At 62.0% G+C, this 26,132-nt stretch carries 21 protein-coding genes and 9 pseudogenes; all 30 read right to left on the reverse strand.

Features of this window, described 5'->3' with window-relative positions; genetic code table 11:
* Positions 1-65: 65 nt before the first annotated feature.
* A complete protein-coding gene (gene flgA / locus QNJ43_RS00200) occupies positions 66-476 on the reverse strand; it encodes a flagellar basal body P-ring formation chaperone FlgA (protein ID WP_300466419.1) in 411 nt (136 codons plus the stop codon).
* Between the two features lie 40 nt (positions 477-516).
* Positions 517-1,292 (reverse strand): annotated as a pseudogene (gene flgG, locus QNJ43_RS00205) (flagellar basal-body rod protein FlgG).
* A gap of 88 nt (positions 1,293-1,380) precedes the next feature.
* The gene (locus QNJ43_RS00210; RefSeq protein ID WP_300466421.1) at positions 1,381-1,713 is read right to left on the reverse strand and encodes a flagellar hook-basal body complex protein FliE; all 333 of its coding nucleotides are present in this window, start codon (positions 1,711-1,713) and stop codon (positions 1,381-1,383) included.
* Positions 1,713-2,132: pseudogene (gene flgC, locus QNJ43_RS00215) on the reverse strand (flagellar basal body rod protein FlgC). Before flgC ends, QNJ43_RS00210 begins: the two are co-directional and overlap by 1 nt.
* A 4-nt stretch (positions 2,133-2,136) precedes the next feature.
* The gene (gene flgB, locus QNJ43_RS00220; protein ID WP_300466423.1) at positions 2,137-2,517 is read right to left on the reverse strand and encodes a flagellar basal body rod protein FlgB; all 381 of its coding nucleotides are present in this window, start codon (positions 2,515-2,517) and stop codon (positions 2,137-2,139) included.
* 167 nt (positions 2,518-2,684) lie between these two features.
* A complete protein-coding gene (locus QNJ43_RS00225; protein WP_300466425.1) occupies positions 2,685-3,032 on the reverse strand; it encodes a hypothetical protein in 348 nt (115 codons plus the stop codon).
* Positions 3,033-3,550: 518 nt separating this feature from the next.
* Complete coding sequence (locus QNJ43_RS00230) at positions 3,551-3,844, reverse strand: SH3 domain-containing protein (RefSeq protein WP_300466427.1); 294 nt, start codon at positions 3,842-3,844, stop codon at positions 3,551-3,553.
* 209 nt (positions 3,845-4,053) lie between these two features.
* The gene (locus QNJ43_RS00235; protein WP_300466429.1) at positions 4,054-5,484 is read right to left on the reverse strand and encodes a homospermidine synthase; all 1,431 of its coding nucleotides are present in this window, start codon (positions 5,482-5,484) and stop codon (positions 4,054-4,056) included.
* A gap of 166 nt (positions 5,485-5,650) precedes the next feature.
* On the reverse strand, positions 5,651-6,328 hold the full coding sequence (locus tag QNJ43_RS00240; protein ID WP_300466431.1) for an N-acetyltransferase: 678 nt from the start codon (positions 6,326-6,328) through the stop codon (positions 5,651-5,653).
* A gap of 19 nt (positions 6,329-6,347) precedes the next feature.
* Positions 6,348-7,478, reverse strand: a complete 1,131-nt coding sequence (locus QNJ43_RS00245; RefSeq protein ID WP_300466433.1) for a type III PLP-dependent enzyme — start codon at positions 7,476-7,478, stop codon at positions 6,348-6,350.
* Between the two features lie 1,234 nt (positions 7,479-8,712).
* Entirely contained in the window at positions 8,713-9,015 is a 303-nt protein-coding gene (locus tag QNJ43_RS00250; protein ID WP_346432781.1) for a hypothetical protein, read from the reverse strand.
* A gap of 30 nt (positions 9,016-9,045) precedes the next feature.
* Positions 9,046-9,141, reverse strand: a complete 96-nt coding sequence (locus tag QNJ43_RS00255; RefSeq protein ID WP_346432782.1) for a hypothetical protein — start codon at positions 9,139-9,141, stop codon at positions 9,046-9,048.
* Positions 9,132-9,899: pseudogene (locus tag QNJ43_RS00260) on the reverse strand (M20/M25/M40 family metallo-hydrolase); the annotation flags it as partial. The pseudogene QNJ43_RS00260 and the gene QNJ43_RS00255, both read right to left, overlap by 10 nt.
* A 19-nt stretch (positions 9,900-9,918) precedes the next feature.
* Complete coding sequence (uraD, locus tag QNJ43_RS00265) at positions 9,919-11,505, reverse strand: 2-oxo-4-hydroxy-4-carboxy-5-ureidoimidazoline decarboxylase (RefSeq protein WP_300466437.1); 1,587 nt, start codon at positions 11,503-11,505, stop codon at positions 9,919-9,921.
* Positions 11,444-11,767: a 2-oxo-4-hydroxy-4-carboxy-5-ureidoimidazoline decarboxylase gene (locus QNJ43_RS00270; RefSeq protein WP_346432783.1), complete on the reverse strand. Its 324-nt coding sequence runs from the start codon at positions 11,765-11,767 to the stop codon at positions 11,444-11,446. The genes uraD and QNJ43_RS00270 overlap by 62 nt, the downstream gene beginning before the upstream one ends.
* 51 nt (positions 11,768-11,818) lie before the next feature.
* A complete protein-coding gene (locus QNJ43_RS00275) occupies positions 11,819-12,967 on the reverse strand; it encodes a urate hydroxylase PuuD (protein ID WP_300466442.1) in 1,149 nt (382 codons plus the stop codon).
* Positions 12,968-13,040: 73 nt separating this feature from the next.
* The gene (locus tag QNJ43_RS26485) at positions 13,041-13,766 is read right to left on the reverse strand and encodes a solute carrier family 23 protein (protein WP_346432784.1); all 726 of its coding nucleotides are present in this window, start codon (positions 13,764-13,766) and stop codon (positions 13,041-13,043) included.
* Positions 13,705-13,875 carry a hypothetical protein gene (locus QNJ43_RS26490; RefSeq protein WP_346432785.1) on the reverse strand — a complete coding sequence of 57 codons (171 nt, stop codon included), beginning with the start codon at positions 13,873-13,875 and terminating at the stop codon, positions 13,705-13,707. The genes QNJ43_RS26485 and QNJ43_RS26490 overlap by 62 nt, the downstream gene beginning before the upstream one ends.
* Before the next feature lie 11 nt (positions 13,876-13,886).
* Positions 13,887-14,447: a solute carrier family 23 protein gene (locus QNJ43_RS26495; protein WP_346432786.1), complete on the reverse strand. Its 561-nt coding sequence runs from the start codon at positions 14,445-14,447 to the stop codon at positions 13,887-13,889.
* 335 nt (positions 14,448-14,782) lie between these two features.
* Positions 14,783-15,847 (reverse strand): annotated as a pseudogene (locus tag QNJ43_RS00285) (BMP family ABC transporter substrate-binding protein).
* Positions 15,848-15,904: 57 nt separating this feature from the next.
* Positions 15,905-16,812: pseudogene (locus QNJ43_RS00290) on the reverse strand (ABC transporter permease).
* On the reverse strand, positions 16,809-17,849 hold the full coding sequence (locus QNJ43_RS00295) for an ABC transporter permease (protein ID WP_300466444.1): 1,041 nt from the start codon (positions 17,847-17,849) through the stop codon (positions 16,809-16,811). The pseudogene QNJ43_RS00290 and the gene QNJ43_RS00295 overlap by 4 nt, the downstream one beginning before the upstream one ends.
* Positions 17,839-19,429: pseudogene (locus QNJ43_RS00300) on the reverse strand (ABC transporter ATP-binding protein). The gene QNJ43_RS00295 and the pseudogene QNJ43_RS00300 overlap by 11 nt, the downstream one beginning before the upstream one ends.
* A 124-nt stretch (positions 19,430-19,553) precedes the next feature.
* Complete coding sequence (locus QNJ43_RS00305) at positions 19,554-19,841, reverse strand: XdhC family protein (RefSeq protein ID WP_300466446.1); 288 nt, start codon at positions 19,839-19,841, stop codon at positions 19,554-19,556.
* Between the two features lie 311 nt (positions 19,842-20,152).
* Positions 20,153-20,374 (reverse strand): XdhC family protein, encoded by a 222-nt coding sequence (locus tag QNJ43_RS26500; protein WP_346432787.1) that lies wholly within the window; start codon positions 20,372-20,374, stop codon positions 20,153-20,155.
* A 63-nt stretch (positions 20,375-20,437) separates the two neighbouring features.
* Positions 20,438-20,974 (reverse strand): molybdopterin cofactor-binding domain-containing protein, encoded by a 537-nt coding sequence (locus QNJ43_RS26505; RefSeq protein WP_346432826.1) that lies wholly within the window; start codon positions 20,972-20,974, stop codon positions 20,438-20,440.
* Positions 20,975-21,038: 64 nt separating this feature from the next.
* Positions 21,039-22,523: pseudogene (locus QNJ43_RS26510) on the reverse strand (molybdopterin cofactor-binding domain-containing protein); the annotation flags it as partial.
* Positions 22,524-22,584: 61 nt separating this feature from the next.
* Positions 22,585-24,068, reverse strand: a pseudogene (xdhA, locus tag QNJ43_RS00315) (xanthine dehydrogenase small subunit).
* Between the two features lie 5 nt (positions 24,069-24,073).
* Positions 24,074-24,421: a hydroxyisourate hydrolase gene (gene uraH, locus QNJ43_RS00320; RefSeq protein WP_300467255.1), complete on the reverse strand. Its 348-nt coding sequence runs from the start codon at positions 24,419-24,421 to the stop codon at positions 24,074-24,076.
* Between the two features lie 701 nt (positions 24,422-25,122).
* Positions 25,123-26,101, reverse strand: a pseudogene (locus tag QNJ43_RS00325) (quinone oxidoreductase).
* Positions 26,102-26,132: the final 31 nt, after the last annotated feature.

Raw genomic sequence — 26,132 nt, forward strand, 5'->3', positions numbered from 1 at the left:
GACCATCCCGTCCGACTGAACGGTGCCGACGACGGTGGGCCCACTGTCGAGATTGCGAACCTTGATCAGGTCCCCTGCATCGCCTCGACCTGCGCCACGATGATCAACCCGCTGTCATGGAAGACGAGCCGTGCCGGCTGTCCGCGCTTGACGAGCTGCGGAGCGGCCACCGCGTTGAGCGGAATCGGCTGACCCGGCAGCAAGGTGCGCCGGACCTCCATGCCATCGAGTTCCGAACGGCTGACCACCACGGCGAACCGCTGCACGGTCGCTTCGGGGAACTTGCGCTCGACGAGGAGCGTCGGCACGATGGCGTCGCCGGGATGGATGGTGACGCGTGGCACCGGCAGATCGACGCCGGCAGCAACCGGACCGGTGCCGAGGACGCCTGCCCCCAGCCCGCCGAGTACCAGGGCCAGCATCCGCGTGGCCCGCGCCCTTGCGCGAAATCCCGTTGCTTTCGCCGAACCGAACATGATCGGCTCCCTTCGCTTATCCTCGCCCAGAACCGGCGTCCTAGCGGATGCCGTTGGTGACGGCGCTGGCCATTTCGTCGGTCGCCTGAATCACCTTGGAGTTCATTTCGTAGCCGCGTTGCGCAGTGATCCGCTCCGTGATCTCCTTGACCGGATCGACATTGGAGCTTTCCAGATAGTTCTGTTGGATGATGCCGAAGCCCGGATCGTCGACCGGCGCGCCGGAAGCGCTCGTCTCGCGGAAGAGATTGCCGCCGACCGGCTCGAGGCCTGCGCCATTGGCAAAGATCGCCAGCGTGATCTGCCCCAGTTCCCTGGGCTCCACCTCACCGTCCACGGTGGCGTAGACCTGACCGGACTCGTTGATCGTCACCTCGACGGTTTCATCGGGAAAGACGATCGCCGGTTCCACCGTTTAGCCGTCGAGGGTCACGAGCTGGCCTTCGTCGTTCTTGTTGAACGACCCGGCCCGCGTATAGAGCGCCTCGCCGTCCGGCCCGGTGATCTGGAACCAGCCCCGGCCGTCAATTGCGACATCGAGCGGATTATCCGTATTGATCAGGCTGCCCTGCTCGTGCAGCTTGCGGATCGCGGCGGTGCGCACGCCGAGGCCGAGACGAGCGCCTTCCACACCACGTCCTCGCCGCCACGGTTCGGCACGCCCTGCAACCGGTCGACCTGATAGAGGAGATCTGTAAACTCCGCCCGCGCCCGCTTGAAGGCGGTCGTGTTCATATTGGCGATGTTGTTGGCGATGACCTCAAGATTGAGCTGCTGGGCGCTCATTCCTGTCGCCGCGATAGCCAGCGCTTTCATGCTTCAACTCCTGATCAGATCCGCCCGGCCCCTTGTGGGGGCTCACGGCGGGGAATTCGTATGGTGTTCGGGGATCCGACGAGCTTCGTCAGATCGCCATGCGGACAACTTCCTGATAGGCGGAGACGACCTTGTCGCGGATGGCGATGGTCGTCTGCAGCGTGGTTTCCGCCGCCATGACCGCTTCGGCCACCTGCTGCGCCGACGCCTTGCCCGAAACGCCCGAAATCGCAGCCGCTTCGCCGACCTTCAGGGTTTCGATGGCGTCCATGGACACATTGGCGAGCGCATCGAAAAAGCTGACATCGCTAGCCTCCTGAGCACCGGAAACCGCCGCCGTCGGCTGGCCGTACTGTGTCTTGGAAACCTTGCCCGTCCCGCCGTCGGTGACGGTCCGCAGGGCGTCGATTGCGTTGATCATCACGAATTCCTCAGAAGGTCGATCGTGTACATGACCATCGAGCGGATCTGCGTCATCATCTTCAGGTTGGCTTAATAGGACCGATTGGTCTCGCGCATGTCCGCCATCTCAATGAGGAGATTGACGTTCGGCTTCTTGACGTAGCCGTCCACGTCCGCGACCGGGTTGCCCGGCTCGTATTCGATACGGAAGGGAGAATCGTCCGTGCCCACATCCTTGACCTTGACGAGGTCGGCGGAGGCGACGCGGCTGAATTCGTTCTCGAAGGTCACGGTCTTGCGCCGATAGGGATCGGATCCAGCGGTCTTGCCGGTCGAGTCCGCATTGGCGATGTTTTCGAAAACGACGCGCATGCGCTGCGACTGGGCGTGAAGCCCCGAGGCCGCGATTTTCATGGATGCGCTGAGTGGATCCACCATGGCTCTATCCCTTCACGGCCGCGAGTGTCATGCGATGGAATGATTTGAGGATGTTGGCGGTCAGGGCGTGAAGCTCGTTGACCTCCGTCGCCTTGACCATCTCCTCCTCGACCGAAACGGAATTGCCCGAGTAGCTGACCTGCCATATATCGACCTTCTTCAGATCCGTGCTTTCGCTGGTCGCCGCAACGCCGCCCATATGGCCGTCATGGGTGGCGACCATCGGCATGGCCATGTCGTCGAAGATAGCTGTGAACGGGGTCACGTCCTTGGCCCTGAAGCCCGGCGTATTGGCATTGGCGATGTTTTCCGAAATCGCCGCCTGACGAACCGAAAGCCAATCGTTGCGTTGAGACGCCAGGATAAAGAGATAAACAGGTTCCACGGACACTCTCCGGAATTCCGCACGATAATCGCGTTGTCGGATACCGGTTTATGTGTCCAAGCTTGTCCGAGGCTGGTCGGGCCGATACCGCAAGGCCGAACGGGGAAAAGAAAGCCCCCAGCCGGGGCAATCGGTCGGGGGCTCATCAATGTAAGATCGGGGGGCGGTTACATGAGCCGAAGGCTCGGCGTTTCGCACAACCAGCCGCTGCACTCCCCCGATTGCGTCACGTCAGGGTCCCCGCTCTCGGGGGCCTCGCTCTCAGGGTCGTCCGGGTCCGTCAGACCGGTATCGCGGAAAACCATGCAGCGTTCGTCGTCCACGTCCTCGACGGAAAGACACAACTCGTAACCATCTTCGGCAAAGACGATCGTCGCGCACAACTGACGCGTTGCCCCTTCCGGCAGGATGCAGAACGACTCTCCGGGCGAGGAAACATATGAATCCGAAGGCTCGCCGTCCTGCGCCTTTGCGCCTGTCCCACCCATACCGAGCACCAGGATGGCCACGGCCATATATCGGATCATCCTCATGGCGGATAACTCCCGTTCCAGCGCTCAGATCACCGGCCGAAGGACCGCTGGTAGTGCCGTCCGTTCGGTCCAACGCCCCTGACGGTGCACGAGCCGGTTGCCGAATTGCAGTGGCGAAACCAGGTCGCAGACGCCCCGCCGGGGCCTTCGACATAACGTCCAGAGACGCAATTGCCATTCCTGCAAGCCGCACCTTGCATCGAACTCCCGCCATTATTAGGTCTCGACCCTCGAGTATAGGTCTCGACCCTCGAGCCCCCGGCATAGGCGTCGCCCTGCGTGCAGGTCCCGCGCGTCGTCACGTGAGGAGACGTCGTTGCCGGATTTCCGCCCGAAGGAGGATTGCCCGCATGGGACGGAGGTGGCGGATTGCCTCCGTGGGACGGGGGGCGGATAGGAATTCCAGTGCGAATGCCAGGCGTATCCGCGATAATAGGTGTCCAAGTAGGCGCGGCTGAAACCGACGATCGCCACACCGACCGCGACCGCGGCGCCCGGTGTCAGAACCCTCGTTCCGCCCCCATAGACGACACGGAGATAGGACGCGAAGATCCAGCCCCGCGCCGCCCGGCGAACCCGACATCGCACCATGTGTAGCCGGCGAGGCACCCGTAGGTTACGACATTAGCCCCCTGGGGCAGGACGATGATCACGGGATACTGGGTCGACGGTCCCGCACGAATGTTGACGTTGGCGGTCGCCAGCGACACGACCGCCGCATCCGCAGACGTCGCAACGACGGCCCCTGCGTTCAATGCGACGGCAACGTCAGCCGTCGTCAGATATCTTTTCATGAGAAAACGAGTCCTCTTCATCAAAAGCTTCGCCACCGGCGAACCCAGAAGCGAGAAAGAACCCAAAGGACTAGAAACGGCGCGTAAATGCGCGATAACGCCCGCGTATCGTTTTGTGGCGAAATGTTTCAAAGACGAAAACGGCCGCGCCATCAAAAAGATGGCACGGCCGTTTCCTCATATATCAACGCGAGCCGGCGCTGAGTGCGCTAGCGCACCAGAATGTTGCTGAACTGCCAGGGATCGTCCCCATCGAGATCCTCGGGAAACAGTCCCGGACGATCGTCGAGCGGCGTCCAGTCGGTGTAGTAGCCTTTCACCGATCCCAGATACGGTGTCTGGATTTCCAGGCAGCGCTGGAAGTCCATTTCATCCGTCTCCACGATGCCCGCGTTCGGATTTTCCAGCGCCCAGACCATCCCGGCAATGACCGCCGAGGTCACCTGCAGGCCGGTTGCGTTCTGGTAGGGCGCGATCTCGCGCGTTTCCTCGATGGAGAGCTGCGAGCCGTACCAGTAGGCGTTCTTTTCGTGACCGTAGATCAGTACGCCCAGTTCATCGATGCCGGAGGTGATTTCGTCTTCCTCGAGAAGATAAAACGTGTCCTGGATCTTGCCCGCACGGCCGAAAAGCTCGTGCAGTGAAAGAACCGCGCAGTTGGCCGGGTGATAGGCGTAATGACAAGTCGGGCGGTACACCGCCTCCCCGTTCTCGCGCACCGTGTAGTAGTCGGCGATCGAGATCGACTCGTTATGGGTCACCAGGAAGCCATATTGCGCTCCGGGCGTCGGGCACCAGGTGCGCACCCGCGTATCGGCGCCGGGCTGTTCCAGAAAGATCGCCGCCCCGCAGCCGCCCTCATGGGTGACCGCGTTTTTTGGCATCCACTTCTCGTGCGTACCCCAGCCGAGCTCGGAGGGCTGAAAGCCTTCCGCGATGAACCCTTCAACCGACCACGTGTTCCAGAATTCGTCGAGTGGCTTTGTCTTGTCGGCCACCTGCGTATCGCGTTCCGCGATATGAACCCCCTTGACGCCGAGATCGCGCATCAGCGCCGCCCAGCCTTCGCGGAAGGTCGGGACGTCGGCCGTATGGCCGGTATCGCGGGCGATATCCATCAGCCCCTGCTTGACGAACCAGGACACCATGCCCGGATTGGCCCCGCAGCACGAAACGGCCGTCGTGCCACCCGGATTGCTGCGCTTTTCCGCGCGCACCGCCTCACGAAGCACATAGTTCGTGCGCGCCGCGTTGCCTGCTTCCGCGTTGAAATAGAACCCCAGCCACGGCTCGGTCACCGTGTCGATGTAAAGCGCTCCAATCTCGCGGCACATCCTCATGATGTCGAGCGAGGAGGTGTCGCACGAGAGATTGACGCAGAAGCCCTGCCCTTCGCCTTCGGTCAGCAGCGGCTCCAGAACGTCTCGGAAATTCTCCGGCGTCAACGTCGTGTCGCGATAGCGATACCCGCACTCATCCACGAGCTTGCGGTGCACCGTCTCCGGCGAGATGACCGTAAAGCGGTCCTTGTCGAATTTGAAATGACGTTCGATCAGGGGCAGCGTGCCCGACCCGATGGATCCAAGTCCGATCATCACGATCGGTCCGGTTATGGTGGCGTGAACAGGCCAATCGGCCATCGCTGTCCTCCGTTTTCATTTCTGATTGGGGTGCGGCGCAATACTCACCGCCATGGAGAGGGAACCGGACGGTACCGGTTTCCGGCCAGGTGAAAGGGCTTGTTTCCCAAAAGGTAAAACAAGGCTTAGGCAAGCCCGTTCGACCCTGTCAACTTGCAAGCCCGGATTAGACGCGAACGGCCGGCAATTCGGACGCCCTGACGCACGAAAGACGGCCGCAGGGATCGCGACCGCCCTCTTGCAAGGCGTCTACACCGGCTCCTCGGGTGGAAGGCGTCTTAGCAGCAAACCGGCGACCAGGGGGCGCGATGGACCGCAGCGGTCGCGGCATCGCCGATCGTCCAATGCGGATCCCGCAAGAGGAGCGGCCGCACGAAGCGCCCGTGGCACCCTCGAGGATCCCGTCGGAAAGCTCCAGAGCCAGCAGGCGACGCTGCTCGTAGGCACCGGGCATGGACAGACCGCCGGTGTGGAGGGCGGTAAAGCCGAAGCGCTCGTAATAGGCCGGATCGCCGACCAGAATCACCACCTCGTGTCCGCCGACAGCGGCCCGGTTCAGCGCCATGCGCATCAACCGGCCGCCGACGCCCGTGCCCTGAAGCACGGGAGACACCGCCAGCGGGCCCAGCAGCAACACGGCCCGGCCATCGCCGGTTTCCGCCCGCCACAGGCGCACGGTACCGACGAGTTCGCCTTCTTCCATCGCGGAGAGCGCGATTTCGGGAAGTCTGCCCTCCCGCAGCCGTTCGGACGGCTTTTCAAACCGCGCCGCCCCGAACACCTCGTCGAGCAGATCTTCACGCGCCGCGACGTGCCACGACGCCTCATCAATGACATCGATCATCGCACCAGTCCTCAACCGATCAGATGACGTAGGCGGCGAGCGGCGCAAAGCCGTTGAAGCCGACCGACGAATAGGTGGTCGTATAGGCGCCGCAGGCCTCGATCAGCACCTTATCACCGATGGACAGAGACACCGGCAACTCATAGGGCGTCTTCTCGTAGAGCACATCGACGCTGTCGCAGGTCGGACCGGCGATCACGCAGGGCTCGGTCTCGTCGCCGTCGCGCGGCGTGCGGATCGGATAGCGGATCGCCTCGTCCATGGTCTCGGCGAGCCCATGAAACTTTCCGATGTCGAGATAGACCCAGCGCAGGCTGTCCGTATCAGACTTCTTGGAAATCAGCACGACCTCGGCCTCGATCATGCCAGCATTGCCGACCATACCGCGGCCCGGCTCGATGATCGCCTCCGGCAGACGGTTGCCGAAATGACGAGACAGCGCGCGGAAGATCGCCTCGCCGTAGCTTGCAACGCCCGGCATCTTCTTCAGATAGCCGGTCGGGAAACCGCCACCCATGTTGACCATGGAAAGACGGATGCCGTGCACCGCCATTTCACGGAAGACTTCGGCGGCCGATGCAAGCGCGCCGTCCCAGGCTTCCAGGTTGGACTGCTGCGAGCCGACATGGAAGGAAACGCCGTGCGCCACGAGACCGGAGCGATGGGCCAGTTCCAGCACCTTCGGCGCCAGCGCTGGGTCGCACCCGAACTTGCGCGACAGCGGCCAGTCGGCGCCGGCACCGTCGCACAGAATGCGGCAGAAAACCTTGGAGCCAGGTGCCACGCGGGCGACCTTCTCCACCTCGGCTTCGCAATCGACGGCGAACAGGCGCACGCCCAGCTCGAAGGCGCGCTCGATGTCGCGTTCCTTCTTGATGGTGTTGCCATAGGAGATGCGCTCGGCAGTTACGCCGGTGGCCAGAACCACCTCGATTTCGCCAACCGAGGCGCAGTCGAAGCACGAGCCTGCGCGCGCCAGAAGATTCAAGACCTCCGGCGCCGGGTTTGCCTTCACCGCGTAGAAAACGCGGCTGTCCGGCAGAGCGCAGGCGAAGGCGTCATAGTTTTCTCGGATGACGTCCAGATCGACGACGAGGCACGGTCCATCATCACGTCGGGTACGCAGAAAATCACGGATGCGCTGGGTCATGTCTTGCCCAATCCACTTCATGAATCACGTCGCAGGGTGCGGACGTGACGGCGCCTTGCCAGCGCTTTGGAGACGCGAGCAATAGCTGCAGCTCATCGCGCGGCCGGTCGAGCTGACGGATCAGAATCCGGGAGCTGTCCCGCGTGTGATGCCTTGGCTTGGAAAGGATGAACTTTCCGTACGGCCGGCAAGGAGGTAATAAGTGCCTCTTCAGTGACCCCGGGCGTTGGAAAACCCGGAAGAGACCAAAAAAGCCCTCTTACGTCGTTGCTTTAAGCCGTCCGGTGTGTCGCAACCCGGCGCTCCCTCTCGAGAAGGACGTACGCCTAATTCCTGTCACGACGGCCCTTGTTCAATTTGTGGACGACCACGGGCACGTGCGAATTTGGGCAAGCTCAACTTTGCGAATTTTGAATCCAATTGCAAGAGGGAATTCACGTCCCGATCAAATTGCGCATCTTTCTTCGACGAAGGTATATCATATCTTTCAATTATTTATTCATCAATCATAATAATTTTTACCAAAATTCCGCACGCAAGTGGATACGTACTTCCCCTATACAAACGATTTTCAACCGTCTTATTTATTTATATAGTAAAATATCCTATCCGTTTTGTAGGAAGCGTTCATGGATTTCCATGGATCAAAACTCTCATTTCAATTCTATTTTTGTAATTATTACTTCTTTTTTCTTATCTTTATTGAGATACGGGCGATGCGCGCTGTCTCAATCAGCCGGCGATGTGGGAAGGTAATCGACGGAGATGCTCGCGATGGCGTGGATTCGCAAGCTGGCGATTAGCAAGCGGAAGCTGATGCATGTCATCAAGCTCGCTCGCAAGGCAAGCCACTTGCCGGAAGCTCCCCGCAAACCGACGCCGACGCCTCCGATGCGTCCTTTCTCCCCAACGAGGAGTTGCGCCTTCACATCGAGAATCTCGACGCCCCGTTCCAGCACGACCTGCTGGCGCTGGCGTGGTTCGGACGCGAAGAAGCCTCGCCCGGCGATTAAGATGATTTCGTGCTCGATGCGGAACGCGCCTGGACGCGGGCAACCGCCGCCCATCTAGCGGCCATGCCGGGAATCGACGCACATCTGGAATACGCCGTTGCGACCCTTGAAAACGCCGAATAGTCAGGCCGCAACCGATCTTCCAGCGACTGGAGCCTGTCGGAAAATGCGCCCGGCGCATTCTCGACGACACCGTGCCCGGGAACCGGAACTGTCTATTCCTACAGGAGATCCTTCAAGGCCAGCACAACGATTTCCGTTTCCGCCCTCAAATGGCTGAGGTCGAGATGCTCGTCGGCCCCGTGCGCATTGACTTCCATGAGTGAGTGCGGCCCTGCGCCATAAAGCACGGTCGTAACGCCCGCTTCGCAATAATGGCGGGCATCGGTATAAAGCGGCGCGCCCTTAGCGCCGATCGGCTCGCCCATAATGGCTTCGGCCGGAATGGAAATCGCCTTCACCAGCGTATCGGTGCCCTCGCACGGACGCAGCGGCTCGGCCAGCATGATCCGGCGGCACTCCACCTCGATGCCGTCCGTCTTGGAAACTGCGGCCTAGATAAGATCGTGCAGCGCACTTTCAACCTCCAGCCCGTTTTCCTCCGGAATGAGACGCCGGCCGATGCGCAGCGTGACGCGATCCGGCACCACATTCGTGTTGATCCCGCCATTGATGAGCCCGACGGTGAGCTTCGGCGTATCGATTCCCGCTTAAGCCGCTCGACATGGTCAAGTAATCCTCGCCGCTCCGCATAGAGTGCGGAGAGTATCGGAACCGTCACCTCCAGCGCATCCGCCCCCGCCTCCGGCATCGCCGCATGCGCCTGACGGCCGCGCACGACCACTTCCAGATGCAGGCACCCGTTATGCGCGGTGGTCACAGCATAGGAAAATCCGGCAGAAATGGCGTAATCCGGCTTGGTGAATTCCTGCTCCAACAGCCATTTCGGCCCGACTAAGCCCCCCGCTTCCTGATCGTAGGTGAAATGCAGTTCCACCGCGCCGTTCAGTCCTTCCGGCTCCGAGATCAGCGCCAGCAAGGCGAAGGCATAGGTGGCGAAATCGAATTTGCCGAACGTCACGCCGCGCCCACAGAGGAGGCCGTTACGCTCCTCCGCGCCATAAGGATTCGTCGTCCAGCCGTCGCCGGGAGAACCGCGTCGCCGTGGGCATTCAGGGCGATCGTCGGCCCCGTGCCAGCCCCGAAGACCTGACGCACGATCAGATTGGTCACCGACCGCATGCTGTTCTGGCGCACGAACGGTTCGGGAACGGGATGCTCTTCGGCCTTGAACCCGAGCTCTCGCAAAAGCTCGCCGGTGCGCTCCGCATGGGCGTCGCAATCGCCGGGTGGATTGTCCGAGGGTACTTTCACAAGCTCCTTCAGGAATTCCACTTCCTCGGCCCATCGGGCCTCGATCGCGGCTTTCATCGAGCGTTCCTCTCCTGCTGCGCCAGCGTTTCTATCGTTCGGATCAGGGCTTCCACGGCCGTACCCATGTCTTCGCCGGTCGCGTGTTCCAGAAGATTGTGACTTATCCCGGCGCGGCAGCGAACAAAAATCATACCGATATCGGTTAATTTCGCCATGGCCTGCCCGTCGTGTCCCGCACCAGACATGAGTCGGAGCGGCTTCACGCCCATTCCGGAAATTGCCTGTTCCATGGCAGCTTGAAGGGGATCTGCGCAAGGGGCCGTAGCGGCATCATGAAAGCGATCCATGCCGACGACGCAGCCCCACCGCGCCCCGATGGCGCGCGCTTTCGTTCGGATCGTGTCGATGGCGGAGGCCCGCGCCTCGTCATTGGCCGCACGCACATCGAGCGTCATGCGCACCTCGCCCGGAATAACGTTGATCGCTCCGGGAAGAGCGGAAATCTCGCTAACCGTCGCAACCAGATTGTCCCGCTTGCCAGCGCGCGCGACCTCCTCGATCGCCAGAACGAGCTCGCTCACGGCCGCCAGCGCATCGTGGCGCAATCCCATCGGCACCGTCCCGGCATGCCCGGCCTCACCGCGCACCGACAACCGGAACCGGCTCGCCCCGGCAATCGCCGTCACGATACCGACCGGCAGGTTCTCCTTCTCCAGAACGGGACCCTGCTCGATATGAACTTCCAGATAACCGAGAACTTCCTTCGGATCGTAGGCGGCACCGCCGGCGACATTGGGGTCGCACTCGAATTCCTTCAATGCCTCGCGCACCGTGACGCCCTCGCCGTCCGCCGCCTGAAGCGCGCGCCAATCCAGATGACTAGCAGCGGTCGACGAGGCCAGCAAGGTGATCGGAAAGCGTACGCCCTCCTCGTCGCCGAAGGCCAGAACCTCGATACCGAAGGGTAGTTCCGCCCCGCGTTCCTTGAGCCCCTGCGCCGCCAGAATGCCCGCAACGACACCGAGATTGCCGTCAAAACGCCCAACGTCGTGCACCGTGTCGATATGCGATCCGATCAACAGGAGCTTGCCGTGTCCGGCGACATTGGGCGGAAGATATCCACGCACTGTCCCCAGGTTGTCCTCAGAGACTTTCAACCCCGCCTGCCGCATCCAGGCGACGACATCATCGGCCGCAACCCCGTGTTCGCGCGACAGATAGAGGCGCGTGACCTTGCCTTCTTCACTGGTGTGACGCGCCAGCGCATCGATCATCTCTTGCGCGCGTTCGCCGAACCGCCCGTCCACAGCGTTGTCCTTTGTCTTGTCCACAGGCTTTGCGTCGGGTTTTCCCGGCTTGTCCACAAACCCGTACACAGTTACCCGTTCCTCAAACCGGAACCGCAGGATGCGGGCAATCTGGGTGAGTGCGGTGGCGAATCCGATATCCGGATCGTTCTGGATCCGGCGCTCGAACGCGGCGAGAATCTGGTGTTTCGTGGCACCCTTGACCGCGAGAATGAACAGAAAGCCGAAGCGTACCTTGTAGGCTTCGTTCAACCGTTCAAACCGGGCGAACTCATCGGCATCGAGCGTGTCGAGCCCGGCGCCTGCTTGCTCGCGGCGCGACTCGTCGGCCACCTTCCCCGCCAGTGTCGCCTTTCCCGCAAGATCCGGATGGGGCGCGGATCAGCTTCAGTTGCCGCTCGCGCGAAAACGACCGCATCGCCGCTTCGAAACCGGCCACCATGCTGGGAATGTCGGAAAATGGGCGGAGTTCCGCCGCGGCTTCCGCGACCCAGGGAGAATGTTCAGCCACATCCCCGAAATGACGAACGAAATCCGCCGCGGTCATTCGATTGACCGCGGCGAGGCTTAGCGGAAACTCAGGTCGGTCTGACATCGTATGCGTTGCTCACGCCTATTTCTGCTGCGCAATCCAGGTGCCCAGCTCCTACCGCACCTCCTTCGTCATGCCCGTCTCGTTGCCGAGCGGCATGGCGTCGGAGTAGACCGCCATCGCCAAAATCTGCTGCGACCAGCGGTGCAGCTCCTCGATTGTTTCCAGTTGCACACCATTGGGCGGTTCTGCAAACAATTCATTGGTCGGTGTGGCAGAATAGCAGGCAACGCAATGCTTGTGCGTGAGCCCCAGCACGACCTGATCGGAGATCTTCGTGCCGTCCGTCTCGATCGGTGCAGGCGCCGTAATGACGATGGCAACCGCAAGCCCCGCAGCCGCGCTCAGCAGCGTACAGACGATCTTGGAAAGCGGATCGCCCGCCTCGTGGCGGTTGAAGAAATTGCGCACCATCACGCCGATCACCAGGATCAGCGCCACCAGCAGCCAAGCATGGGGATGGTTGGTGAGCATCGGATAATGGTTCGACACCATCATCACCAGCACCGGCAGCGTCAGGTAGTTGTTGTGGACCAAACGCTGTTTGCCCTTCGCACCGAGCGAGGGATCGGGATCGCGCCCCGCCATCAGAGCTGCCGCGATCTTCTTCTGGTTCGGAATGATCACGCCGAAGACGTTGACGGCCATGATCGTGCCGATGAAGGCACCCACGTGGCTGAGCGCGCCGCGCCCGGAATAGATATGCGTGTAGCCGTAGGCCGCGATCAGAATCAGCGCGAAGACGCAGGCCGCCAGCAACGGCATGTTGTGGCCGGCCACCGACTTGCACAGGCCGTCATAGACGAACCAGCCACCGACGAGCGAGGCAACCGACAGCACGATCGCTTCGCCGGGCGTCATCACCAGAATGTTCGCATCGATCAGGTAGCTCGTCGCCTTGAAGTAGTACTGCACCATCATCAGGCCGAAGCCGGTGACCCAGGTGAGATAGGCCTCCCACGTGTACCAGATCAGATCGTCCGGCAGTTCCTTCGGCGCAACGGAGTATTTCTCGACATGATAGAAGCCGCCGCCATGCACTTCCCAGGCGGTTCCCATCACGCCTTCAGGCATCTTTTCCCGTTTTCTCAACGCCAGATCGAGGGCGATGAAATAGAAGGATTTTCCGATCCAGCCGATACCGACGATCAGATGCGCCCAGCGCAGGAGGAGGTTGAGCCAATCGGCGATGAAGGCACTCATGGGAAGGTTTTGCTCTTGTTTGTGACACCCTTTCCCTTCGCGGACCGCATTCGTATCCACGGGGTAAAGGCGGTTATCCGGTTGAAACGTGAACCGGTCCGACGCCCTCGCCGGACCGGCAGGATCGGGATCCTAAGGCCGCAGAGATGTCTTTCTCTTCGGCAGGCAGGATCAGGTTGAGGACGACGGCGAGCGTTATTGCCGGCAGCAGCCCGGAGGTCAGCAGCACCTTCAGCGTTGTAGGCACGTGCTGCAGCGATTCCGGCACGCCCTGCAGGCCGAGATCGACGGAAAGCGAGATCGCCAGGATCAGCATGTTGCGCCGGTTCCAGTGCACGTCGGACAGCATGTTGATGCCCGCGGAAACGACCATGCCGAACATGACGATGACGCCGCCGGCCAGAACCGCGATCGGCATGGTGGAGATCACCGCCCCAACCTTCGGGACAAGGCCTGCCAGGATCAGGAAGATCGCGCCATAGGTGCCCACATGACGGCTCATCACGCCGGTCATCGAGACAAGGCCCACATTCTGCGAGAACGAGGTGTTGGGCAGCCCGCCGAAGATACCGGCAATTGCCGTGCCCAGACCGTCGGCCATGGTGCCGCCGCCGATTTCCTTGTCGCTCGCCTCACGTCCCGCACCGCCCTTGGTGATGCCGGAGATATCGCCGACCGTCTCAATCGCGGAGACGATCGCCATTAGGCACATGCCGACAACGGCCGTGATGTTGAACTCAAAGCCGTAGGCAAAGGGCTGGGGCAGCGCAAACCACGCCGCCTGTCCCGACGCGGGCAAACGACACCATCCCGAAGGTCAGCGCCACCAGATAACCGGCAAGCAGGCCGATCAGCACGCCCGCCGTCGACACCATGCCCTTGCCGAAGAACTTGGCAGCCAGCGTCACCAGAATGACGACTATGGCGAGGCCCCAGTGCTGGAAGGTGCCAATTCGGGCTTGCCCATCAGCGGCACGCCGCCCGTGGCATACTGGATGCCGACCGGAATGAGCACCAGACCGATGGAAATGACCACGATGCCCGTGACCAGCGGCGGCAGGGCGCTAAGGAAACGTCCGATCACCGTGCCGATGAAGGAGTGGAAGATGCCGCCGATGACGACTCCGCCGAAGAGCGCGGCCATGCCCACGGTCTTCACCACCGGGATCATGACGGGAATGAAGGCGAAGCTGGTGCCCTGCACCACCGGCAGCTTCGCGCCGACCGGCCCGATGCTGATCGTCTGGATCAGGGTTGCGATGCCGGAAAAGACCATCGCCATCAGCACCAGATAGACCATGTCCGGCGAACCGAAGACATAGCCTGCGGCCAGCGAAATAATGATCGACGGCGTGAAGTTGCTGACGAACATCGCCAGCACGTGCTGAATGCCGAGCGGCACCGCCTTTTCGATGGACGGCGTCCAGTTCGGATCGCGCATTTGTTCCGGCGTAACGCCGAGATGTTGAGCCTCTGACATTCTGTTTATTCCCCAGGAAGATGTGACCGGTTCCGCACATCGATCTTTGCGCCGATGTGACGGACATCTTGTGCAGTTCGACCTCTCGGGCCGCAGTCGGTTAGTTCTCGGAAGCCTCCCAACGTCCTCCGGAGAGAACGAAAAACGCTACATACGTGTCCTCTCTCCCCATGGGAGAGGTGAACGGAACTCGCTTGTCTTCTCCACGGAGAAGGAAGCGGCTTCTGACGTCCCGGATCAACCCGGTATTCTCCCGACCGGGCCGAAGTCCGGTCGGGATCGTGTTCAACGCCCGCGTTTTCCTCAATCGCCGGCGGACAAGGGCTTGCCCCGCATTACTGCGGCAGCTTGTCGTCGACGCCCTTGATGTAGAAGTTCATGCCGAGCAGCGTGCCGTCGTCGGCCACTTCGCCGTCCTTCAGCCACTCCGAACCGTCCTGCTTCATGATCGGGCCGGTGAAGGGATGCAGCTCGCCGGCCTTGATCTTGGCTTCGGTCGCTTCGGCCATCGCCTTGGCGTCGTCCGGCATGTTGGTGAAGGGCGCCAGGTGCACCATTTCCTTGTCGAAACCGCCCCAGGTGTCTTCCGACTTCCAGGTGCCGTCGAGAACAGCCTTGGCGTGGGAGATGTAATAGTCACCCCAGTTGTCGACGATGGCGGTGAGCTGGGCCTTCGGGCCGAACTTGATCATGTCGGAGGCCTGACCGAAGGCGTGGATGCCACGCTCCTCGGCAACCTGCATAGCGGCGAGGCTGTCCGTGTGCTGGGCGATGATGTCGACGCCCTGGCCGATCAGCGCCTTGGCGGCGTCGACTTCCTTGCCCGGGTCGAACCAGGAGTTGACCCAGATCACCTTGACCTTGAAGTCCGGGTTGATCGACTGCGCACCCAGCATGAAGGAGTTGATGCCGCGCACCACTTCCGGGATCGGCACGGAGGCGATGTAGCCGGCGGTGCCAGTCTTGGACATCTTCGCCGCGATATGATCGATCACCTAACGCCCTTCATAGAAGCGCAAGGAATAGGTGGAGACGTTGTCCGCCCGCTTGTAGCCGGTGGCATGCTCGAACTTCACATCCGGGAACTTCTTGGCGACCCTGATGGTCGGATCCATGTAGCCGAAGGACGTGGTGAAGATCAGCTTGTTGCCCGCACGCGCCAGACGCTCGATGGAACGCTCGGCATCAGGACCTTCCGGCAAGCTCTCCAGGTAGGTCGTCTCGACCTTGTCACCGAGCGTCTTCTCGATTGCCTTGCGGCCCTGGTCGTGCTGGTAGGATCAGCCGAAATCACCGGTCGGGCTGATATAAATGAACCCGATCTTCAACGGCTCCGCCTGAGCGGCGCCGGTCGCAAGGCCCAGGGCCAATGCGGCTGCGGCTAAAAGCTTGCTCTTCATAATCATGTTCCCTTTGGATTTGAGGGTTCAGTGGGCGCCCGTGCCGGGCCATCTTTACTATCGTTCCGGCACGAAGGACTTTCCGAGCACCGCCGGTGTGTTGATCAACGACAGCCGACGATTGCTCGAAATCAGGACAAGAACGATGATCGTCGCGATATACGGCAGCGACGACAGAAACTGCGACCGGATGCCGACCCCGGCCGCCTGCAGTTGAAGCTGGGAAATCCAGATCGCACCGAACAGATAAGCCCCGATCACCACCCACCACGGCCGCCACGAGCCGAAGACCATCAGCGCAAGCGCGATCCAGCCGCGCCCCGCCGGTCATGTTCTCCACCCATTGCGGCGTGTAGGCGAGGCTGAGATAGGCGCCTGCCAACCCCGAACAGACACCGCCGAACAGGATCGCCATATGGCGAAGCCGCACGACGGGAATGCCCAGCGCATGCGCGGAATCGTGATTGTCGCCGACCGCGCGCAACTTAAGCCCAGCGCGAGAGACGAACAGGAACCACGCAACCGCGATCACCAGAATGAAAGACACATAGACCAGCGGGTCCTGCCCGAAGAAGGGAATGTCACTGAGGCCCGAAATGTGAAACGCGGGTAGCTTGACGCCCGGCTGACCGACGAGGCCTTTGCCGATCATGCCGGAAAGCCCGAGCCCCAGAAGCGTCAACGCCAAACCGGACGCGACCTGATTGGCCACAAGCGTCTTCGTCACGAAGGCAAAGAGCAGCGACATCGCCATTCCGGCCACAACCGCGAACACGACGCCGACATAGGGACTGCCGGTCCATTGCGCTCCGACAAAGCCCATCACCGCGCCCATCACCAATCATGCCTTCGACGCCGAGATTAAGGACGACGGACCGTTCCACGACAAGCTCGCCGATCGCAGCCAGCAGAAGCGGCGTGGAGGCGGTGATGACGGTGAGGAGGATAGCTTCGAACATGCTCATACCGCTTCCTCCTCCGGTACGAGATTGTCTTTCGGCTCAGGCTCCTTGCGCTCCTTCGAGATAGTGATCCGGTAGAGGATCAGCGTGTTGCAGGCGAGCACGAAGAACAAAAGCATGCCCTGGAAGACGCGGGCGACCTTGTCCGAAATTCCCATCGTCACCTGCGCCGACTCCCCTCCCAGATAGGTCAAAGCGAGCATCAGCCCTGCAACGAGGATGCCAAGCGGGTTGAGGCGCCCAAGAAAGGCGACAATGATTGCGGTAAAGTCATACCCCGGCGAAATCGTCGGCTGAAGCTGCTGGATCGTGCCGGAAACGGTGGAAATACCGACCAGACCGGAGAAAGCGCCGGACAGCAGGAAGCCGAAATAGACCATCTTCTTGCGCGAAAAACCGGCAAACGCCCCTGCCCACTCCGCCTGTTCCAGCACCTTGACCTCGAAACCCTTCAACGTACCGCCGAGAAGGATCGCCATGACGATCACGGCGACGAGGGCAAAGACCGCGCCCCAGTGCATCGCGCCGTTGTTGATCATTGGGTGCAGGATCGCGGCCTCCGAGAAATCGCGGCTTTCGGGGAAATTATATCCGCCGGGATCGCGCCACGGCCCCCGCACCAGCCAGTCGAGGAAATAGCCCGCGACATAGAACGCACCGCCGATCATGCCCATCGCCATCATGGCGGGCAGCACCATCCAGCTGTCCCACTGCCAGAAATAGATCGGAATGATGGAGTCGAAGATCGCCCCCATCGTGTACTGGCCTTCGGCGCCGATGTTCCACGTGTTCAACAGGAACGCGACCGACAGGTCCACCGCGATGAGCACCGGCGCCGTCGCCTTGGCGACCAGTTCCTCCAGCGACCAGGCAGCCGTCAGCGGATCGATGAAATAATAGTAGAGCGCCTTGAGCGGGTCGTAGCCCAGAAACGCAAACAGGACAGCGCCGAAAATGACGGTCAGCGCGATCGCGATCAGCGGCGAGGCGATTGCCATCGCCCGGGAACGCTCCGTACGCTTCCTCAACTCAAGCCGCATCGATCTGTTCCCCTGTCGCCGCTTCCGGCGCTTCTTCCGCTTCGCGCTCACCCGCCCCGCCCATCAGCAGACCGATGCGTTCGCGCGTCATGGTCGCCGCCGCTTCCGGCTCCGAAAGCTGGCCGCGCGAAATCACCGCGATCCGGTCCGCGATCTCGAAGATCTCGTCGAGATCCTGCGAGATCACGAGAACGGCCAAGCCAGACCGCGCCAGATCGATCAGCGCCTGACGGATCAACGCGGCCGCGCCCGTATCCACGCCCCAGGTTGGCTGGTTGACCACCAGCACGCTTGGTTCGCGATCGAGCTCACGACCGACGACGAATTTCTGAAGGTTGCCGCCCGACAGAGCGCGCGCCTCCGGGTTGTCCCGGGCTCATGCGCACGTCGAACTCGCCCTTGATGCGCTGCTCCATCGAGTGCACCGCACCGCGTGCGAGCATGAACAGGTTCACGAGCCCGTCGCGTGCCGGGTGAGAACGATATTGTCGGCAAGCCCCGGCACCGCACCGTGACCGAGCCGCTCTTCCGGCACGAAGGCGGCACCGGCACGTCTGCGCGCCGTGATGCCGAGCCGACCGGTGGGTTTGCCGTCGATCTCCACAGCATCCGCCCGGCGCGTCGCCGTCTCGCCCGAAATCGCGTCGAAAAGCTCGCTCTGCCCGTTGCCCGCGATCCCCGCGATCGCCACGACCTCACCGCCGCGAACGGCGAGATTGACGTGGCTCGGGGGAACCGAGAACGGGTCTTTGGCGGGAAGGCTCAGATCGTTGAGGGCAAGCCGGACAGGTCCGGCCGCAGTCGTGTGGTCGACCTTCACCTGCTTGACGTCGGCGCCCACCATCATGCTGGCCAGCGAATTGGCCATTTCTTTACGCGGATCGCACGAGCCCACCACCTTGCCGTGGCGCAGGATCGTTGCGGCCCGGCACAGGAGCTTCACCTCTTTCAAGCGGTGCGAGATGTAAAGGATCGCGCAGCCTTCCGATGCCAGCCGTTCCAATGTCTTGAACAGCCCGTCGGATTCCTGCGGCGTGAGCACAGAGGTCGGCTCATCCATGATGATCAGGCGCGGTTCCTGCAACAGGCAGCGCACGATCTCGATGCGCTGGCGCTGACCGACGGAGAGATCGGCCACGCGCGCATTCGGATCGAGCGGCAGGTCGTAATCGCGCGACACCGTCTTGATGAGATCCGACAGCACCTTCATCGACGACGCATCGTTGAGCGCCAGCGCGATGTTTTCCGCCACCGTCAGTGCTTCAAACAGCGAGAAATGCTGGAAGACCATGCTGATGCCGAGCGCACGGGCCGCAGCCGGGCTCGAAATCGTCACCGGTTTGCCGTCCAAAGGATCTGGCCCTCGTTCGGCTCGAGCGCGCCGTAGAGGATCTTTACGAGCGTCGACTTGCCCGCGCCGTTTTCACCCAGAAGCGCGTGAATCCCCACCCCCCCGCCCGGATCGTGAAATCGATCCGATTGTTGGCGAGCAGATCGCCGAACCGCTTTGAAATTCCCCGCGCAACAAGAAGCCCGTCGCCTGTATCCGGTGGTGCCGTTTCCGGCCCTGCCTCGCTCATCCTCTCTACCCCCACCTCAAACCCGTCCCGACGGCCCCGCGACTTACCGCCGCTTCTCGTCCGTCCTGTCTGTTATTCGTGAGTCGGTTCCTTGATGCTCCGGCCCGACCGTCTTTTCCATCTGTCACGATACCGCGCGTACCTGTTTTTCCCTCGGTAACCCCTTGTCCATGCCGGCCGCGCTGTCGCGCCGCACCAGCAATTCGGCAACGCTCGCCACCGCAATCGCCGCCGGGGCGCGCGAGGTGATACCGCTTATGCCGATAGGACAGACAAGTTCCGTAATCCTGTCTTGCGATATCCCCACCTTGCGCATGTTCCGCTCGAACCGCGCTCGCTTCGTCTGACTGCCGATCAGCCCCACGTAATCGAACCGGCCGGCGGAAATCGCAACCTCGGTAATCTCCAGCATGGTCGGCTCCGAAGAGATACAGAGGTTGGCGAACCTCTCCGAACCGCTCCTCAAGCACACCGTCGCCGGTTATCCGGGCCGCCGATCCGGTTTCCTTAGGAAGATCGGAGGAAATCGTGCGCTCCAGAGCTCTCGCACCGCCCATCTGCGCGCATGTTTCGAAAGGCCCCTGCGCCTCGTGCGCAGCCAGCGCGCACACCGCGTCCTCGTTTTCGCGCGTGAAGCGCTCCATCAGAACGACCGTGCGTCCGCCGCAGCATTGACCGAGTTCGGGGCCGAGCGCGAAATTGCGCGTCACAACGGCAGCGCCGTCACTCTCTTCCAGCATCCGACGCGCCGCGGCAATCAGCCTGCCACTCCAGCTCGCCGCCACCGATCGTGCCGGAAAACCCGCCCGACGGATGCACCACGAGTCGCGCACCGGCTTCCAGAATCGCTTCCGGCGTCGCCGGCGCATCGAGCGGCGGGATCACGCCGGGCTTCAGGCTTGCGACCGCATCGACGATCGCGGAGAAAACCGAATTGGCAAGCATCAGCGGCGGTTCGCCGACGGCCTTTGAACGATAGATAGTCGGCTCAGGATTTCACAAGGAATCTTATAGCGTTATCCGGAAATCTTCAGGAACGTCGGAAGCGGTCGGGATCTTGTAGGTGGAGGGTACATGCGTACTCAGACGGCCCGCCTCGCCCCACACCAGTTCCTCCGTCGTCAGCCAGCCCATGCCCTGAACGAAGCCGCCTTCGATCTGGCCGATATCGACGGCCGGATTGAGCGACTTGCCTACATCGTGCAGCACATCCACGCGGGTCACGCGCATCTCGCCGGTCATCGTATCGACGATCACTTCCGAGCACGCCGCCCCATAGGCGAAATAGAGGAACGGGCGGCCGGTCGCCGTCTGCCAGTTCCAGGTAATCTTCGGCGTGGCATAGAAGCCGGTCGCCGACAGCGACATCCGGCTCATGACGGCGGCCTTCGCGAGCTGGCCGAGCAAGATAGGCTCGTTGCCGATCATCACATGCCCATCCTGGAGGGTGATCTTGTCGACGGGCACGCCGTACTTGTCGGACGCAAACGCCACGAGACGTTCCTTGATCTTTTCCGCTGCCTCGCGCGCCGCCATGGCGTTCATGTCGGGTGCCGGAGGAGGCCGCCGTCGGCGCGGTGTTGGGCACCTTGCCGGTGTGCGTCGCAGTGATCTTCACCCAGTCGAGCGGGATGGCGAATTCCTCCGCCACGACCTGCACCACCTTGATGTTGAGCCCCTGCCCCATCTCCGTGCCGCCGTGGTTCAGATGCGCGGAGCCGTCCTGATAGAGATGAACGAGCGCGCCCGCCCGGTTGAATCCCGGCAATGTGAACGAGATGCCGAATTTCACCGGCGTCAGCGCCAGTCTCTTTTTCAGGATGTGGTTGGAGGCGTTGAAGGCCCGGATCTTTTCCCGCCGCACCCGATACTCGCTCGTTTCCTCAAGCGTGGTGACGATGGCGTGCTGGGTGGCGAATTCCTCCACACGCATGCTGTAGGGCGTGACGTCGGCCCCTTGCATGTAGAAATTACGCTTGCGCACGTCGAGCGGATCAAGCTTCAGCGTGATGGCGATGGAATCGACCAGCCGTTCCGCCGCCAGCATGTCCTGCGATCCGCCGAAGCCGCGAAAGGCCGTATTGGAACAGGTATTGGTGCGCATCCGCCGCGAGGTGATCAGCGTATCGGGATAAAAGTAACTGGAATCGGCGCGGAACATGGTGCGGTCAACCACGCCGAGCGTCAAATCCGCGGAATAGCCGCAGCGCGCCGCAAAGGCCATATCGACGGCCGTGATTGCCCCGTCGCTCTCGAAGCCGACCGTATAGTCGACGCGGAAATCATGCCGCTTGCCGGTCATAATCATGTCGTCGTCGCGGTCGAGACGGATCTTGCAGGCCTGCCCGGTGTAATTCGCAGCCGAGGCGGCAAGCGCCGCCCACTGGTTCGCCTGGCTCTCCTTGCCGCCGAAGGCCACACCCATGCGGCGCACTTCCACCGTCACGGCCACATCGATCAGCCCGAGCGTCTTGGCGACGATGTGCTGAACCTCGCTCGGATGCTGGGTGGAACTGTGAACGAACATGTCGCCGTCCTCACCCGGCAGGGCGAGCGAAACCTGCCCTTCGAGATAGAAATGCTCCTGCCCGCCGATACGCATCACGCCGGAAAGGCGCTTGTTGGCGGTATCGAGCGCCGCCTCAGGCTGGCCTTTGCGGAACTGATAGTCCGGCAGCATGACCGTGCCGCCCTCGACGAGCGCGCAATCGACGGTCACGACCGGGGTCTCGGTCTCCACAACGATGCGCGCCAGACGCGCGGCCCGGCGGGCCTCATCGCGGGTGCGCGCCACGACCAGAAAGATCACCTGTCCCCAGAACAGGATCTCGCCGTCGGCCAGGATCGAATCGTCGCCGATGGAGGGCGAACAATCGTTGACGCCCGGAATGTCGTCCGCCGTCAGCACCGCGACCACGCCGGGCGCAGATCTCACCGCTTCCAGATCGAGTTCCGTGATCTTTCCGCGCGCGGCATCACGCAACCAGCCCGGTGCCAGATGGAAGGTGCCTTCCGGCTCTGGCAGATCGTCCACATAGCGCGCGGTGCCGCATACGTGCTTGTCGCCGCTGTGGTGCTTGATCGCCCGGCGCACGGTCGCGTAGTGGTTTTCGCCGCCGTCGGCCCCGATCTTGTCAGACCCAGATCCGATTTTGTCAGACAAGGTTCTCAAGCATCACCTCCCTCTGCCCTTCCACGCGCGTGCGCTCTGACGGCATGCCCGCAGCCTCGACCAGAGCCTTGGCAAGCAGCGAACGCGCGACCTTGGCGCGGTATTCGGAGCTTGCACACATGTCGGAGATCGGCGCGTAGTCACGCTCGATAGCCTTCAGCGCGCGCGCCAAGGTGCCGGATTCCGACAGAACGGCGCCGCCCAGCGCGGCTTCCGCGCGGCGCGCCCGCTTCGGGGTCGACGCCATGCCGCCGAAGGCGACCCGCGCATTGACTATCCGTCCGTTTTCAACCGTGAACAGGAACGCCGCCATGACGGCGGAAATGTCCTGATAGAACCGCTTGGAAATCTTGTAAGCCCGGAAGACATCATTCTCGCCGGGCTCGGGAACGAACAGCTCAGTCACGAATTCCGCTTGGCCGCGATCCTGACGCCCGTAATCGACGAAGAAATCTTCCAGCGGCAGCGTGCGCGCTTCTTCGCCTTTTCGCAGTTCCAGCGTTGCGCCGAGCGCGATCAGCATGGGCGGCGTGTCGCCAATGGGTGAGCCGTTGGCGATATTGCCGCCGACCGTGCCCGAGGCCCGTACCTGCCGCGACCCGATGCGCGACCACATGGCCGCCAGATCCGGATCGAGCCGCGAAATATCCGGCTGAACGCGCGCAAGGCTCGCGGTCGCGCCGATGATCAGTCCGCCCTCGATGGATTCGACGCGGTTCAGCCCTGCCACACGGCCGAGCCAGATGATGCGCGGCAGCTCGCGCAGCTGCTTGGTGATCCACAGTCCCACATCGGTTGCGCCCGCCACAAGCGTCGCATCCGGGTAGCGCGCATAGAGATCGGCCAGCGCATCGATACTGGCGGGAGCGTCAAAAAACGAGGTCTCGTTGCCGATGAAGATCTCTTCGCCGTCATTCAGACCGGAGAGAATTTCGGTGATCCGATCCGCTTCGCGCGAAAACTTGTCGTCCAGCGCCTCGAAGCACACTTCCATCGTCGCCTCGACGATCGGCCTGTAGCCGGTGCAGCGGCACAGATTTCCCGCCAAAGCCTCGTTCACTGTGCACCGATCCGGCTTTGCCTCCGGCTGGTGGTAGAGCGCGAACAGGCTCTGACGATGCCGGGCGTGCAGAAGCCGCATTGCGAGCCGTGATGGCGCGCCAGCGCTTCCTGCACCGGATGGAGCGTTCCGGCTTCCGCCAGATCATCGATCGTCACGACCTCGCACCGTTCACCTGTCCGAGGAGCAACTGGATGCAGGCATTGACGGGCTCATAGACGAGCTTTCCCCTCGTCGAGCCTGCCGAGCACCACCGTACAGGCGCCGCAATCGCCTTCGTTGCAGCCTTCCTTGGTGCCGACTTTTCGCTCGCGCAGGCGCAGATAGTCGAGCAGCATCTCCGTAGGCTTCACGTCGGCCAGCTCGATGATCTGATCCCCGCGCAGGAAGCGGATCGCTTCACGCATGCGGTTCAACTCCCGCGATAGATCGAATAGCCATAGGCCGATAATAGCAATGTTACATGATAGTGCTGATCTGAATTGGATATCCCGAACCGGATCGGGATCATGTCGAGAAAGGCCGGCTCCGGCAGGGTCTGTGACCTGCGGAGATAGTCCCCGGCAAAGAAACGCAATTCATAAGTGCCCTTGCGAAAGGAGGAGCCTTCCAGCAACGGCGTATCGGCGCGTCCGTCGGCGTTGGTGGAAAGCGTGGTCAGTCGTGTCGGATCGCCGTCCAGACACCACAGCTCGATATACAGCTCGGCCGCCGGACATCCGGCAGCGGTATCGAGAACATGGGTGGTCAGACGGCCCATCGCGGCTCCAATCGGTACGATCATTCGTTAGGCATGCACGGGGAGTGTGCATCACCGAAGAGCTTCACAAAAGAACTTAATTTAGTGCCCGGCGATGCCTTTTCGGCATCACCTCCCCTTCGGCCGAGTCCGAACCGGACTCACCGCATGATCGAAAAACATCGCCGGCGCCGTGGCAAGCCCTATCTTAGGGGCAGGCGACGGCGGAAGGGCCCCATGATGCGAGTCGGCGGAAATCTGACGTTCCGCGCACGAACGGGTGCGATCATCTCCCGTGCGAAGGCCCGATGAAAATGCGACATATGGCACCGGAGCAAAGCCCTCGACTTGAGCTGTGCGAACCCGCACGCCGTTGTGGAAAAATGATGAGGTCAGGCTTCGGACTACGACATTGGTTTAACGGCACGATGGGCGTAAGCCGCGAAAGGAGTACGCCACCGACCTCGATCTCTCCGCCGTCATCCCGGACCGAGTGCACCGCAAGGCGCATCGACGGATCCGGGATCCAGCGCAAGAAGAGCCGAAGACGCCTTGAGCGCAACCAGCGCCACGCCCCCCTCTCGGCTTGTCGTCCCTTCAGAAAGAACCAGGGACGGCGCTGACGCGCCGACTGAACTCTGGATTCAGTATATCTCGATGCGCCTTGCGGCGCACTCGGTCCGGAATGAGGGAACGGGAAGGTCTCCCGTTCCCCGGGTTCCTTACGGCAGAAGCACCGTCGTCCCAGTGGTGCGGCGACCTTCCAGGTCCTCATGCGCCTTCACAGCGTCCACAAGCGCATAGTCCTGATTGACGGCGATCTTCACCGCGCCGCTTCCCACCACATCAAACAATGCCCCGGCCGTCACCTACAGATCGGCGCGTTCGGCAATGTAGTTGAACAGCGACGGACGCATAGCGAAGAGCGAGCCCTTCTGACCCAGAAGCGCCAGGTTGAAATCCTTGATCGGCCCCGACGACTGGCCAAACGAAACCCACATGCCGAAGGGCTTCAGGCAGTCGAGCGAACCGGGATAGGTGTCGTTGCCGACGGAATCGTAGACCACGTCGCATTTCCTGCCGCCGGTGATTTCGGCAACCCGTTCCACGAAGTTCTCCTTCGTATAGTCGATGACGTGATCGTAGCCGTTGGCGCGCGCCAGTTCCGCCTTCGTCGCGGAGCCGACCGTGCCGATCACCGTCGCGCCCAGATGCTTGGCCCACTGCCCTGCTATCAGCCCGACACCGCCAGCAGCCGCATGAAACAGCAGCGTCGTGCCGGGATCGACCTTGAAGGTACGCTGCAGCAGGTAGCTCGCCGTCATGCCCTTCAGCATCATACCGGCACCGGTGCGCATGTCGATCGTCTCGGACAGCTTGACCAGACGATGGGAGGGCACGAGCCGTTCCTCGGCATAGGAGCCGAGCGGCCCGACATAGGCAACGCGATCGCCCGGCGCGACTTCGCTCACCCGCGGCCCGACGGAAACGACGATGCCCGCACCTTCCTGGCCCGGCGGCAGCGGCAGCCCGCCGGGGGTCGGATAGAGACCTGAGCGGAAATTAGGTATCGATGTAGTTCAGACCGATCGCCTCGTGGCAAACGCGGGCCTCGCCCTCACCCGGATCCCCGATCTCCACATCCTCCAGCCGCATGACCTGCGGCCCGCCGGTCTCGTATGCACGGATAACTCGAACCATTTTCCGTTCCCCAATCTTGCAACGCGTCCCG

The sequence above is a fragment of the Breoghania sp. genome (assembly GCF_030066895.1).
Classification (GTDB): domain Bacteria; phylum Pseudomonadota; class Alphaproteobacteria; order Rhizobiales; family Stappiaceae; genus Breoghania.

Bases quoted from the DNA above. Each gene is read 5' to 3' on its own strand.
- QNJ43_RS00235 (WP_300466429.1), bottom strand. From the start codon at position 5,484: ATGGCCGATTGGCCTGTTCACGCCACCATAACCGGACCGATCGTGATG.
- QNJ43_RS00305 (WP_300466446.1), bottom strand. From the start codon at position 19,841: ATGCTGGAGATTACCGAGGTTGCGATTTCCGCCGGCCGGTTCGATTAC.
- flgA (WP_300466419.1), bottom strand. From the start codon at position 476: ATGTTCGGTTCGGCGAAAGCAACGGGATTTCGCGCAAGGGCGCGGGCC.
- QNJ43_RS00230 (WP_300466427.1), bottom strand. From the start codon at position 3,844: ATGAAAAGATATCTGACGACGGCTGACGTTGCCGTCGCATTGAACGCA.
- QNJ43_RS00295 (WP_300466444.1), bottom strand. From the start codon at position 17,849: ATGCGGCTTGAGTTGAGGAAGCGTACGGAGCGTTCCCGGGCGATGGCA.
- QNJ43_RS26495 (WP_346432786.1), bottom strand. From the start codon at position 14,447: ATGTCAGAGGCTCAACATCTCGGCGTTACGCCGGAACAAATGCGCGAT.
- QNJ43_RS00210 (WP_300466421.1), bottom strand. From the start codon at position 1,713: ATGATCAACGCAATCGACGCCCTGCGGACCGTCACCGACGGCGGGACG.
- QNJ43_RS00275 (WP_300466442.1), bottom strand. From the start codon at position 12,967: ATGAGTGCCTTCATCGCCGATTGGCTCAACCTCCTCCTGCGCTGGGCG.
- QNJ43_RS26505 (WP_346432826.1), bottom strand. From the start codon at position 20,974: ATGAACGCCATGGCGGCGCGCGAGGCAGCGGAAAAGATCAAGGAACGT.
- QNJ43_RS00225 (WP_300466425.1), bottom strand. From the start codon at position 3,032: ATGGCCGTGGCCATCCTGGTGCTCGGTATGGGTGGGACAGGCGCAAAG.
- uraH (WP_300467255.1), bottom strand. From the start codon at position 24,421: ATGGGCCGTCTGACCACCCATGTTCTCGATACCGCTGCCGGATGTCCG.
- QNJ43_RS00240 (WP_300466431.1), bottom strand. From the start codon at position 6,328: ATGATCGATGTCATTGATGAGGCGTCGTGGCACGTCGCGGCGCGTGAA.
- QNJ43_RS00270 (WP_346432783.1), bottom strand. From the start codon at position 11,767: ATGTCAGACCGACCTGAGTTTCCGCTAAGCCTCGCCGCGGTCAATCGA.
- QNJ43_RS26500 (WP_346432787.1), bottom strand. From the start codon at position 20,374: ATGCTTGCCAATTCGGTTTTCTCCGCGATCGTCGATGCGGTCGCAAGC.
- QNJ43_RS00245 (WP_300466433.1), bottom strand. From the start codon at position 7,478: ATGACCCAGCGCATCCGTGATTTTCTGCGTACCCGACGTGATGATGGA.